At 58.3% G+C, this 13,053-nt stretch carries 11 protein-coding genes; 7 read left to right on the top strand and 4 right to left on the bottom strand.

The genetic code is table 11. The annotated features are described in order from the left end of the window. Position 1 precedes the first annotated feature (1 nt). The 3 genes from recF to dnaA form a co-directional block, all read right to left on the bottom strand. Entirely contained in the window at positions 2-1,111 is a 1,110-nt protein-coding gene (gene recF, locus F1529_RS00800) for a DNA replication/repair protein RecF (protein WP_155131217.1), read from the bottom strand. An 84-nt stretch (positions 1,112-1,195) separates the two neighbouring features. Further along, positions 1,196-2,296, bottom strand: coding sequence for a DNA polymerase III subunit beta (gene dnaN / locus F1529_RS00795; protein WP_155131214.1), 1,101 nt, complete (start codon positions 2,294-2,296; stop codon positions 1,196-1,198). Between the two features lie 51 nt (positions 2,297-2,347). After that, on the bottom strand, positions 2,348-3,772 hold the full coding sequence (dnaA, locus tag F1529_RS00790) for a chromosomal replication initiator protein DnaA (protein ID WP_296030739.1): 1,425 nt from the start codon (positions 3,770-3,772) through the stop codon (positions 2,348-2,350). Between the two features lie 511 nt (positions 3,773-4,283). Here dnaA and rpmH point away from each other — a divergent pair. From rpmH to mnmE, 4 genes are all read left to right on the top strand, one after another. Further along, positions 4,284-4,418 carry a 50S ribosomal protein L34 gene (gene rpmH / locus F1529_RS00785; protein WP_011590025.1) on the top strand — a complete coding sequence of 45 codons (135 nt, stop codon included), beginning with the start codon at positions 4,284-4,286 and terminating at the stop codon, positions 4,416-4,418. 38 nt (positions 4,419-4,456) lie between these two features. After that, on the top strand, positions 4,457-4,822 hold the full coding sequence (gene rnpA / locus F1529_RS00780; protein ID WP_007151384.1) for a ribonuclease P protein component: 366 nt from the start codon (positions 4,457-4,459) through the stop codon (positions 4,820-4,822). A 40-nt stretch (positions 4,823-4,862) separates the two neighbouring features. Continuing rightward, complete coding sequence (gene yidC / locus F1529_RS00775) at positions 4,863-6,611, top strand: membrane protein insertase YidC (RefSeq protein ID WP_007149389.1); 1,749 nt, start codon at positions 4,863-4,865, stop codon at positions 6,609-6,611. 107 nt (positions 6,612-6,718) lie between these two features. Further along, entirely contained in the window at positions 6,719-8,089 is a 1,371-nt protein-coding gene (gene mnmE / locus F1529_RS00770) for a tRNA uridine-5-carboxymethylaminomethyl(34) synthesis GTPase MnmE (protein WP_155131208.1), read from the top strand. A gap of 128 nt (positions 8,090-8,217) precedes the next feature. Here the strand turns inward: mnmE and F1529_RS00765 are convergent, their stop codons facing one another. Continuing rightward, the gene (locus tag F1529_RS00765; RefSeq protein WP_007149360.1) at positions 8,218-8,784 is read right to left on the bottom strand and encodes a carboxymuconolactone decarboxylase family protein; all 567 of its coding nucleotides are present in this window, start codon (positions 8,782-8,784) and stop codon (positions 8,218-8,220) included. A 164-nt stretch (positions 8,785-8,948) separates the two neighbouring features. Here F1529_RS00765 and F1529_RS00760 point away from each other — a divergent pair, with 164 nt between their 5' ends. The 3 genes from F1529_RS00760 (at position 8,949) to F1529_RS00750 (ending at position 12,906) form a co-directional block, all read left to right on the top strand. Continuing rightward, positions 8,949-9,554, top strand: a complete 606-nt coding sequence (locus tag F1529_RS00760; protein ID WP_039926600.1) for a TetR/AcrR family transcriptional regulator — start codon at positions 8,949-8,951, stop codon at positions 9,552-9,554. An 83-nt stretch (positions 9,555-9,637) separates the two neighbouring features. After that, entirely contained in the window at positions 9,638-11,017 is a 1,380-nt protein-coding gene (locus F1529_RS00755; RefSeq protein ID WP_155131205.1) for a lyase family protein, read from the top strand. Between the two features lie 257 nt (positions 11,018-11,274). Then, positions 11,275-12,906 (top strand): fatty acid--CoA ligase, encoded by a 1,632-nt coding sequence (locus F1529_RS00750; RefSeq protein ID WP_007150197.1) that lies wholly within the window; start codon positions 11,275-11,277, stop codon positions 12,904-12,906. Positions 12,907-13,053: the final 147 nt, after the last annotated feature.

Genomic DNA, 13,053 nt, shown 5'->3' with positions numbered 1-13,053 from the left:
CTTATTTGCTCTCGGTGAGGGGTCGCAGCTTGCCATGTTCCACGTGGAACATTTTGCTCTCAACCGCCTGTAATGCGTTATTGTCATTAACGATGGCTGCCCATTGGGGCATATCCAACGCTGTGATCAATGTCTGGTGGCCTGTTGTGGCCAGATAACCCAGCAACTGATTGCGGTGCTCTTCATCCAGCTCCGCGGCCAGATCATCCACCAGCAAGGTACACACCTTCCCGGCCTGGCTAATTAACGGTAGCTGGGCCAACACCATGCCATAGGCCACCAATTTGGCCTGCCCGCGAGATAAACGGTCGCGAGCCACAACGCCGTGGCTTTCAATACGAATGTCACTGCGATGAAACCCAGCCTGACTGAATCCCCGCCGCAGATCATCCGTCTGCAGGCGATCCAGCGCTTGCCCGTAGGACTCATCCTTCTGCAGCCCTGTTTGCAGCCTGAGCCGTATTTTCAGCTCGGGAGCCAGTACCACCAGGACTTCATCCAAACCGCGCTGTAGCGCAGCCAGATAGCTTCTGCGTAACCCTTCGATTCTATCAGAAGTCTGCGCCAGTTGCTGATTCCAAAAGCCCAGTTCTCTCTGACTCGGACGACCGGTGCGCAGCAGGGCATTGCGCTGCTTAAGAGCCGCCGACCCCGCTCGCCACACAGGCATAAATTGATGTTCCACGTGGAACATTCCCCAGTCCATAAAGCGACGCCGCAGTTGCGAGGAGCCGAACACCAGCTCCACAGACGTGGGGTGTAGCGCCAATACCGGCAGCAGCGCAGCCACCTCGCTCAGCGCTTTGGGGGTCTGGCCATCCAGTTTGATTGCATCAATTCCGCCCGGGGTGCGACGCACCCCAAGCCGGTGCAATTCCTCAGCGGCTAAAACCTCCGCATACAACGTGGCGGCTTCCGCACCATCACGCACCAGGCGCGACAAACGACCGCCCCGGAACGAACGGCCACCACTGCCTATAAAGTAAATGGCTTCAAGAAGACTGGTTTTGCCGCTGCCATTATCCCCCAGGATCACATTCAGAGACGGGGACAAATCCACCTCTGCGGTGCCGTAATTACGGAAATCGCTCAATTGAAGGCGGCTAAGCATCAGGGGAACAACAGCAAGGGAAAAGGGGAGGGGACAACAACGGCGGGGTGGCCATCGCGGCCACCCCGGCAAGGGGCATCATGCTCAGAGGCGCATCGGCATAACCACATACACGGCAGCCTTACTCTCTGGGTCAAAGACCAGGGCACTGCTATTGCTGTCGCCCATTTCCAACTCTGCCTGAGTGCCGCCCATGGTGTTCAGCACATCCAGCAGGTAGCTCACGTTAAAGCCGATTTCCAGCGGCGAGCCATTGAAATCCACGGACACTTCCTCTTCCGCTTCTTCCTGTTCCGGGTTGTTGGCCACAATTCTCAGGCTGCCCTCTGACAACTGCACCCGCACACCGCGGTACTTTTCGTTGGAAAGGATAGCTACCCGGGCCAGTGCCTGGCGCAGGGTTTCGCGGTCTGCGACCACTTTGCGCGAGCCTTCCTTGGGAATCACCCGGTCGTATTCCGGGAACTTGCCATCCACCAGCTTGGACGTGAAGGTGATGGCACCCACCACGATGCGGACGTGGTTACGACCAATGGTCAGGCGAGCTGCCTCACCGCTGTCACCCAGAATACGCGACAGTTCCATCACCCCTTTGCGGGGGAGGATCACGGAGGCTTCTTCCACAGGCGCATCCAGCTCGGCATCACACAGCGCCAGGCGGTGGCCATCGGTGGCCACGGCGCGCAGACGGCCCGGCTTGAGCTCGAACAGCATGCCGTTCAGGTAATAACGCACATCCTGCTGCGCCATGGAAAAGGCGGTGCGATCGATCAGGCCACGCAGCACATCCGGCTTCATTTCCAGGCTGCTACCCGCAGCATCCTCTTCCAGATTGGGGAATTCCGAGGCGGGCAGGGTGGACAGGGTAAAACGGCTGCGGCCGGAACGAACCAGCATGCGCTCACCATCCACCTCGAAGCGAATGTCCGCTTCCGCCGGCAGGCTCTTGGCAATATCCACCAGCTTGCGGGCCGGCACGGTGGTCTCCCCCGGCTCCTGCTCACCTTCCAGCGGCAGACGCGCCACCAGTTCCAGCTCCAGGTCTGTCCCGGTCATGGAAAGCTGGCCGTCGCCCACTTCCAGCAAAACGTTGGACAGCACCGGCAGGGTCTGTCGCTTTTCCACCACGGCGGCGACCTGCTGTAGCGGCTTGAGCAGTTGTTCTCTATTGATTGAGAATTTCATTGCGCTTTCCCGTTCTGGTTATTGGGTTTGCTCGCCACAGAGCCACCCCGATTAGGACGTCAATGTCCGTAACAGATTCTGATAATCTTCTTCGATTTCCGGATTGGATTCCCGCAACTCCAGCACCTTGCGACAGGCGTGCAGCACGGTGGTGTGATCCCGGCCACCAAAATTCTCACCGATCTCCGGCAGGCTGTGGCTTGTCAGCTCTTTCGACAACGCCATGGCAACCTGACGGGGCCGCGCCACCGAGCGTGTCCGCCGGGGCGACAGCAAGTCGTTAATCTTGATTTTGTAATACTCGGCCACGATGCGCTGGATATTGTCGATGCTGATTTGCCGCGCCTGCAGCGCAATCAGATCCTTCAGCGCTTCCTTGATCAGGCCGATATCAATCTGCGCCCCGGTAAAGCGCACATGGGCGATCACCCGGCGCAACGCGCCTTCCAGCTCCCGTACATTAGAACGGATTCGCTGGGCAATAAAGAAGGCCGCATCGTTGGGCAGATCCACCTTGGCCTCTTCCGCCTTCTTCTTCAGGATCGCCACCCGGGTTTCCAGCTCCGGCGGCTCCATGGGCTGGGACAAGCCCCAACCAAACCGGCTCTTCAGGCGCTCCTCCAGCCCATCCACCTCTTTGGGAAACTTGTCACAGGTGAGGATGATCTGCTGACCATTTTCCAGCAACGCGTTAAAGGTATGGAAGAACTCTTCCTGGGATTGCTCCTTACCTGCAAAGAATTGAATATCGTCAATCAGCAGCGCATCCACGGAACGATAGAACCGCTTGAACTCGTTGATGGTCTTGTTACGCAGCGCGGAGATCATATCTGCCACAAAACGCTCACTGTGCAGGTAGACCACCTTGGCATTGGGGTTGCGCCGCAACAACTCATTGCCCACCGCATGCATCAGGTGAGTCTTACCCAGACCAACGCCCCCGTATAACAGCAACGGGTTATAGCCATGGCTAGCCGGGTTTTCCGCAACCTGCTGGGCAGCCGCCGCCGCCATGCGGTTGGACTTGCCCTCGACAAAGGTGGAAAAGGTAAAGCCGGTATTGAGGTTACTGCGATGCTTGCGGGCGCCGCCCAGCGCCGTGGGCTGCGGCCTGCTATCGGATTCAGGCTGACGGGGCGCTGGCGCCACCGCAGGCGTGGTTATCGGCCCGCTGCTGGCTGCTGGCGCAGAACCATTGAAAGACGCCGCTACGGGCGTGCTGGCGCGGGTAGAGCCCACTTCCAGGCGCAACTGCGGCAGTGGACCTGATTGCATCTCGCCCAACACCTCGCCGATACGGTCCAGGTATTTGTCGCGGACCCAGTCCACCACAAAACGGTTGGGGGCAAACAGGGTCAGCTCCGCACCATCCGCAGATGCAGCCACCTGAAGCGGCCGGATCCACATGTTGAACTGCTGCGACGGCAACTCATCCTCGAGTCGCGTCAGACAGCGTTGCCAGAGCTCTTCAGACACACACCCGCCTTTATTTCCTTGATGTATTGCTCGCGGGGATCGCGGAGAAACCGTTCATGCACAACCGCCGTCGAGCCAGCCATTCTACCCCTACAGAAGCCCACCTATCCACAGGCGACTGGGCTTTTTTTAATGACAACTTTCTGTGGATAACTAGGGCCATAACCCTGTTGACCGGCACCGGTACAACCCGGTGGATAACCTGGGGCACAACTTATACCCACATTTAATGACAGCTAGTCCCCACACAACCCCCAGCACTTACACACAATGATACGCAAGTTATTATTACGCCAAGCAATTGAAATAAATACGATTTTCAGGTTTACCCACAAAAACCGCCTTCCCCTATAACTACTACTACAATCAATAAATACTTAAATATATAAAATCTATTAACAGTCTTTTCTTTTCTTCTTTCGAGCAGGCTGAAAAGCGCGTTGACACAACCCCTCGGTTTCCCTAGACTTGCCGCCCTTCTAATCGCTGTCTAATCCATGGGGAAGACGCCATGAAACGTACATTCCAGCCAAGCGTGCTCAAGCGCAAACGTGCTCACGGTTTCCGTGCTCGTATGGCCACGAAAAATGGCCGCAAAATTTTGGCCGCTCGTCGTGCCAAGGGCCGTAAGCGGTTGGCTGCATAAGCCAACCGTTTTACCTTGCCTTCCTGGCTGAGGTAACAGTGCCCATCTCACAGGCCTTTACCCGCCAACACCGCCTCCTTACCGGTTCCCAGTATCAGACCGTCTTTGATCAACCTGAATGGAAGGTTGGCTTGGGCAGTTACTTGCTTCTGGTAACACGCAATACCCAACCGCAGCCCCGACTGGGCCTGGTGATTGGCCGTAAACGCGCCAAACGCGCCGTAGACCGTGCCAGAATCAAGCGGCGGGTACGCGAACAGTTCCGCTGCCGGCAGCAGGAACTGGCTGGTCTGGACATAATCCTGCTGGTCAGGGGCCGAATCGAGAACCCGGATCCGGATCAGGTTACCCGCGATATCACCCGGCTATTTGACAAGCTGCTTGCTAAGTGTCGGCAAGCTTGAGAAACTGCGGCCCGTTTTTCACGCCACAGATAAGCCTCTTATGGAAATCCAGCGCGCCCTAGTTATTACCGGCATTGCCGTTGTCTCATACCTGATGATTCAGGCCTGGCAGCGGGATCACGCAGATTCGGCAACCCCTGTCCCTGTTGAACAGGTGGCAGAGCAAGGGAGCCCTTCATCCGCAGACAGTGCGGATTTGCCTGCGCCGCAGCCGGAAACCGAGAACAGCATCCCGGCCGCCCAGGCTGACGGTGATCAGCCTGTCGCTCCCCAGATCGATACTCCGGATACCGCCACCTCCTCCAGGCGCATTGAGGTCAGCACCGATGTGCTGCGGGTAGAAATCAACCCGGTCGGCGGCGATATCGTTCGTCTGGCGTTGCCCGATTACCCCAAACATATCGATACCCCTGATCAGCCCTTTGTGTTCATGGATCAGAGCAACAGTGGCACCTACGTGGCCCAGAGTGGCCTGGTAGGCAAGAACGGCACCGATTCCAGCAAAGGTCGCCCGCACTGGAGCAGTGCCCAGCAGAGTTACCAGCTTGCCGAGGGCAGCAACGAGCTGAATGTGGATCTGACCCTGACCCAGGACAATGGCGCCGAGATCATCAAGCGCTATACCTTCGAGAAAGGGAGCTACCTGGTTCGTGTCAGCCATATCGTCCGCAATAACGGCAGCAGCCCCTGGACGGGCGCCCTGTATGGCCAGATCAAGCGCGATGGTAGCGATGACCCCGGGTTGTCCACCACCGGCTTTGCGCCCATGCCCACCTACCTGGGGGCTGCGTACTGGAATCCGGAGAAGCCTTACAACAAGCTCACGTTTGATGACATGAGTGAAGACGGGGTCAAGCTGGACCAGACCGTGGAAGGCGGCTGGCTTGCCATGGTCCAGCATTACTTTGTGTCTGCCTGGATTCCCGACGCCAAACAGAAAAACCATTACTCCAGCGTGTACCTGCAATCACGCGACCAGTACCTGCTGCGATTCGTTTCTCCGAATACCACGGTGCAGCCGGGTGAAGAGTCGGTGTTGTATGCCGAGTTCTATGCCGGTCCCAAGCAGCAGGACAACCTGGAAGCGATCAGCCCGGGCCTGAACATGACCGTGGACTATGGCTGGTTGTGGTTTATCTCCCAGCCCATCTTTGCCCTGCTGGTGTTCCTGCAGAGCGGGGAAGTGTCCGTCTTCGGTATGGATATCGACATCGGTGGCGGTGTGGGTAACTGGGGTGTGGCAATCATCCTGCTGACCTTCATCATCAAGGCGATCTTCTTCAAGCTCAGCGCCACCAGCTATCGTTCCATGGCCAAGATGCGCAAGGTTGCGCCGGAAATGCAGCGCATCAAGGAGCAGAACAAGAACGACAAGCAGAAGCAGCAGATGGAAACCATGAATCTGTTCAAGCGGGAAAAGATCAACCCGCTGGGCGGCTGCTTGCCCATGCTGGTACAGATGCCGGTGTTTATCGCCCTGTACTATGTGCTGCTGGAATCCGTTGAGCTGCGCCAGGCGCCGTTCTTCCTGTGGATCAATGACCTGTCTGTGATGGACCCGTACTTTGTGCTGCCGATCCTGATGGGCGCGTCCATGTTCCTGCAGACCCGCCTGAACCCGACACCGGCGGACCCGACCCAGGCGCAGGTGATGAAATGGATGCCGATGATCTTTGCGGTGTTCATGCTGTGGTTCCCGGCTGGCCTGGTACTGTACTGGCTGACCAACAACATCCTGTCCATTGCCCAGCAGTGGATCATTACCCGCAAGATTGAGAATGAGGCCTGACGCACCACGCTGGCCGCAAGACAGAATGAAGCCGATCGAAAGATCGGCTTTTTTCTTTTCTGTCCGGCGTCTGGCGCGAGGCATCAGGCGCTCTCTATAATTCCCTTATGCACACCTCTTCCCCAGATACCATTGTTGCCATTGCCACCGCTCCCGGCCGGGGTGGCGTCGGTGTGGTGCGTCTTTCCGGTCCGCAGGCCCTGAGCATTGCGTCTCTTGTTGTAGGTGGGCAATCACTATCACCCAGGGTGGCACACTTTCGGCGTTTTCGTGATCAGGCTGGGGAAATTCTCGACGAAGGCCTGGCCATCACGTTTCCGGCCCCGCATTCCTTTACCGGGGAAGATGTGGTGGAACTCCAGGGCCACGGCGGCCCGGTTATTCTGGACATGCTGGTAGCCGCCTGTATCGCAGCCGGTGCCCGTCAGGCCCGTGCCGGAGAATTCTCCCAGCGGGCCTTCCTCAACGACAAGATGGATCTGACCCAGGCGGAAGCCATCGCCGATTTGATTGATGCCGGCACCAGCGCCTCCGCCCGTGCCGCCCTGCATTCCCTGCAGGGGGTGTTTTCCGATGAAGTGAACCAGCTGGTCGAAGCACTGATTGGGCTGCGCATCTATGTGGAAGCGGCCATCGATTTCCCGGAAGAAGAAATCGACTTCCTGTCCGATGGCAAGGTGGCCAGCGACCTGACCGCGGTACGCAGCCAGTGCCTGCGCGTGCTGGATGAAGCCAACCAGGGGCGGCTGGTGCGCGAAGGCATGACCCTGGTGATCGCCGGCAAACCCAATGCGGGAAAATCGTCACTGATGAATGCCCTGGCGGGGTTTGACGCCGCTATCGTTACCGATATTGCCGGCACCACCCGGGACGTGCTGCGCGAATCCATCCAGCTGGACGGCATGCCCCTGAACCTGATCGACACCGCCGGCCTGCGTGACAGTGCTGACGTGGTGGAACAGGAAGGGATTCGTCGCGCCTACGCTGAAATGCGCAAGGCCGACCGTTTGCTGGTGATGGTGGATTCCCGCGATAGCGAGGGGGATATCAATGATATCCACAGCCTGCTCCCGCAAAGCCAGCAGCAGTTGGAAAACCTGGAACTGCCCGTCACCGTGGTACTGAATAAAGCAGACCTGTCCGGGCTGCCGGCCGGTCAGCGTGAAGACGGCGCCTTTGTGATTTCAGCGGCCAGCGGTGATGGGCTGGAGGCGTTGCGCCGTCATCTGAAAGACGCCGCCGGCTACCAGGGCGAAGGGCAAAGTCGTTTTTCCGCTCGCCGTCGTCATATTACTGCGCTGGAGCAGGCGTTGGCGGCCCTGGACAGTGGTGAGCGGCAATTGCATGGCCATGCGGCTGGCGAGCTGCTGGCCGAAGACCTGCGCGCCGCCCAGAAAGCCCTGGAAGAAATCACCGGTGCCTTTACCGCTGATGATCTGCTGGGGCGAATTTTCTCCTCGTTCTGTATCGGCAAATAAACGATACGAGCCGTCACTTGGCTAACTCGCCGCATTCCTGATTGCCAGATTTACCGGTATGAAGGGGAGGGGAAAAAGTGAGGAAGCCTGCCCCACCTTGAGGGTGGAGCAGGATCTTGGGCATTGTTTCAGGATGTGGGGGCGCCATCCGCATGCCATTCAAACTTTTTGAACGGTTTGTCGACGGGGGTGTTGGCCAGGTGATTGGTGTAATTACTCATCACCTTCTGGGACAGGCCCAGAATCACTTCCAGAATATGCCGCTTTTCAAAGCCGGCGGCGAGGAAAGCCTTCACTGCTTCATCGTTCACTTCGCCGCGATCGCGGACCACCGATAACGTGAAGTCCCGCAGGGCTTCCAGTTTATCTGTGGGCAAGGGTGTCTTGTCGCGTAGCGCGTCGGTGATGCGGTCGTCCACTTCCATGGATTTGGCAATGCCGGTATGGGCGGGGACGCAATAGTGGCAGGCATGTTCCACGTTAATGGTTTGCCAAACCACGGTCACTTCCTCGTCGGTAAAGCTGGTTTCCAGGAATAAAGCGTGCAGTTTCTGGTAGCCCTCCAGCAGGCCGGGGGCTTCAGCCATGACGGCATGCAGGTTGGGAATCATGCCAAAGCTTTTTTGCGATTCTTTCAACAGCGCCTGGCTGGCTTCGGGGGCCGTCTCTTCAGTGTGCAGGGTGAAATCGGTCATGGTGTCCTCCTTTGGATCAGCCGGGATAAGCGATGTCTTTATTTGAGTGATCGCTCAAGAACAGCGTCACCCTAACACGTGTATGAGCGACTGCAATACCTTTTTTGAGTGAATACTCAAAAATTGTTAAACTGCCCTCATTGTTTGCATGGTGGAGATAACAGATGCCCAGAATGGCGGCGTACGATCGGCAAGATTGCCTCGAGAAGGCCGTGACCCTGTTCTGGGAGAAAGGCTTTCATGCTACCTCTCTCAAAGATATCGAGCACGCGCTGGATATGCGGCCTGGCAGCATCTATGCCGCGTTTGGCAACAAGGAATCGCTCTATAGTCAGGCCCTGGACTTGTATGCCGGCACCATGGGCAAGGATTTCCTGGATAACCTCCGTGGCCAGCAAACCCCCATTGAAGGGCTGGCAGAGTATCTGCGCGAACTGGGCAAGCTGCGCGACACCAACCCGCCTTCCCGGGCCTGCATGCTGGTAAAGGGGCTACTGGAAGCGGGAGCAGAAACCCCGGCGTTACAGCAGAAAATCGAAACACGCCTGGCCGATATGGAGGCTATTTTCCGCCAGGCCTTTGCGGAGGCGAAAGCGGCGGGGCAGATACGCGACCCCGACGATCCAGCCCATCAGCCGGATCGATTGGCGCGCCGTCTGCAGTGCGAAGTCATGGGATTGCGGGCGTTCGCCCAGCGTTCCGGCGACAGGCAGGAATTGCAGCAACTGGCGGGGGACCTGGCAGATACGGTGCTATCCCTTCAGGCCTGAGGCGGTCCGACTTGTAATGAATCCCCGTTGTCGCCATGCCATGATGAAACAACACAGGTTTTATTGTTGGCAGGAGGCTGATCATGTCCACGCACCATTCCGATACGCGCATAGAAACCGATTCCCTGGGTGACATAGCGGTTCCGGCCAGCGCACGTTGGGGCGCCCAGACCCAGCGCGCGGTGGATAACTTCCCTATCAGCGGCCGTCAGTTGCCAACCCGCTTTATCCAGGCCGTGGTCCGCATCAAACGGTGCGCGGCGGAAACCAACCGGCAGCTTGAAACGTTGTCAGCCGACAAGGCCGTGGCCATTGTCGGTGCCTGCAACGATCTGTTGGAGGGCCATCACCTGGACCAGTTTCCGGTGGATATCTTCCAGACCGGCTCCGGCACTAGCACCAACATGAACGTCAATGAGGTGATTGCGCATCTGTGTGAGGAAGCCGGTGCCTCCATTCACCCCAATGACGATGTGAACCTGGGCCAGAGCAGTAACGACACCATTCCCACGGCCATTCATGTGTCTGCCGCGCTGGCTGTTACGGAAAACCTGATCCCGGCGCTTGAGCAACTGATTGCCGAGCTGGGCCTGCGCGCCCGGGAGCAGCGGGAGACCGTGAAAACCGGCCGCACCCATCTGATGGATGCCATGCCGGTGACAGTGGAGCAGGAGCTGCAGACCTGGGCCATGCAGTTGCAGGATGCCTGTGGGCGTGTGGCGCGGGCCCGTGATGACCTGTTGGCGGTGCCCCAGGGAGGAACGGCGGTGGGCAGCGGCATTAATGCCCACCCGGATTTCGCCGACACCTTTGCCCGCCATCTGGCAGAAGAAACGGATCTGGCCTTTCGCGCCATGCCCCATCCCTTTGTAGCGCAGAGTGCGCTGGACAGTCCGCTGGCGTTATCCGCGGCGCTGCGTGGCGTGGCGGTGGTGCTGATGAAGATCAGTAACGACCTGCGCTGGATGAACTCCGGGCCGATCCATGGGCTGGGTGAGGTGCAGTTGCCAGCCACCCAGCCAGGTTCGTCGATCATGCCGGGGAAGGTGAATCCGGTGATTTGCGAGTCCGCCACCATGGTGGCGACCCAGGTGATGGGGCTGGATCAGGCCAATACCATCGCCGCCCAGAGCGGCAACTTCCAGCTCAACGTGATGTTGCCGCTGGTGGCCAGTAATCTGCTGGATATGACCGAGTGGCTGGCGAACAGCTGCAGCAATCTGGCGGAGCGGGCAATCAAGGGCATGACGTTCAATGAAGCGCGTCTGGCCGAAGGCGTGGGGAAGAACCCCATTCTGGTCACCGCCCTGAATCCGGTGATAGGTTACGAAAAAGCCGCGAAGATTGCCAAGGAAGCGTTTGCCAGTGGCAGGGCGGTGCTGGATGTGGCCGAAGAACAGTCCGGCCTGTCCCGGCAGGAGCTGGAAAAGCTGCTGGATCCGAAAGATCTCACCCATCCTTGATCCGCCAACAGGATGGCATCCCCACCATAAATTGGTGCACCACGATGAGCCGCAAGGGCAGCAAACAGGTGCGGAAAAGCAGTGCTAGACAAGGTGTCTACAACGGGTAGTATTTTGTAACCTATTGGGCCTGATGGCAGATGACCTGTGTGGAGGTCTGTGTCAGTCTTGAACGCCCACATACTGATGGGTAGGAAGGAGCGTGCCGCTTTTTTCCTGCCCGTGAACGGCAGAATAACAAGGTAACGGAGCAAGTTATGAGTAGTCACCTGAACATCCCCCGCAGCGCCTCTGCGGTGGAGTCGTCACTGGTCATCAACCATATTCTGGAAGCCGGTGTGCGCAAGGCACCGGACCAGACGATTACCTATGGCGATCGCACGTTCACCTACCGCGACCTTAACGAGCGCGTGCACCGTCTGGCCGGGGCGCTGGCGGCGCAGGGCGTGAAGCCCGGTGATACCGTGGCGGTGATGGACTGGGACACCAACCGTTACCTGGAAGCCTTTTTTGCCATCCCGATGATGGGCGCGGTGCTGCACACCGTGAACGTGCGCCTGAGCCCGGAGCAGATTCTCTACACCATCAACCATGCGGAAGATGATGCGATTCTGGTTAACAGCGAATTCCTGCCGATCCTGGAAGAGCTGAAAGACCGTGTCGAGACGGTAAAGACCTACATCCTGCTCGACGACGATGGTGTAAAGGGGAGCGACAGCCTGCCGCTGGCCGGTGAATATGAAGAGCTGCTGGCCAAGGCGCCGGCCCAGTACGATTTCCCCGAGCTGGATGAAAATACCCGCGCCACGACCTTCTACACCACCGGTACCACCGGCCTGCCCAAGGGCGTCTATTTCTCCCATCGTCAGCTGGTGCTGCATACCTTCGCCGGCCGTAACACCATGGCTGGCGTGGGGCAGGGGCGTTTCAACGAAGACGATGTCTACATGCCGATCACGCCCATGTTCCATGTGCACGCCTGGGGCATCCCGTTCATGGCCACCATGATGGGGGTGAAACAGGTGTACCCAGGGCGTTATGAACCGGCCACCCTGCTGAAATTGCTGGTAACCCACAAGGTCACCTTCTCACACTGTGTACCCACGATTATTCAAATGCTGTTGCAGGCGGAAGCGGCCAAGAGTATCGACCTGAGCGGCTGGAAGGTGATCATCGGTGGCTCGGCCCTGCCCAAGGCGCTGGCCATGGGGGCGCTGGAGCGTGGCATCGATATCTATACCGGTTACGGCATGAGCGAAACCTGCCCGCTGCTGACCCTGGCGCAGCTGACCCCGGAACTGGAGAATGCCGACCTGGAAACCCAGGCGGATTACCGCACCCGCACCGGTCGCCCGGTGGCCATGGTGCAGATACGCATCGTCGACGGTGAAATGAACGACGTGCCCCATGACAACAAGAGCCAGGGGGAAGTGGTCGTGCGCGCGCCCTGGCTGACCCAGGGCTACCTGAACGATCCCGACAAATCTGAAGAACTCTGGCACGGCGGCTGGTTGCACACCGGTGATGTGGCGGTGATGTCGGATGATGGCTGGCTGAAAATCGTCGATCGCATCAAGGACGTGATCAAGACCGGTGGCGAGTGGGTGTCTTCCATCGATCTGGAAGGCCTGGTGCTGCAGCATCCGGGAGTCGGCGAATGTGCCGTGGTCGGTGTGCCCGATGATAAATGGGGCGAACGCCCGGTGGCGCTGGTGGTGAAAAGCGGTGACGCCGACGAAGACGGCATCAAGGCGCTGGTTGCCGACTATGCCGACAAAGGCGTGATCAGCCGCTACGGCATTCCCGATCGAATCGTGTTTGTGGATGCCCTGCCCAGAACCTCGGTGGGCAAGCTCGACAAGAAGAAGATGCGCGCGGAAATGGTGTAAAGAGAGACGCATCAGGCTTCATGCAACACGCGACATGAAAGAAAAAGCCCACCATGCTGGTGGGCTTTTTCTTTTCAGGAAGCTACCACTAGGACAGCGTTTTGCGCCGCTGACGATCTTTACATGAACCCTCTTCAACTTATTTGT

This window comes from Alcanivorax sp. VBW004 (assembly GCF_009718865.1).
Classification (GTDB): domain Bacteria; phylum Pseudomonadota; class Gammaproteobacteria; order Pseudomonadales; family Alcanivoracaceae; genus Alcanivorax.
This window is presented reverse-complemented; position numbering and strand designations above follow the sequence as displayed.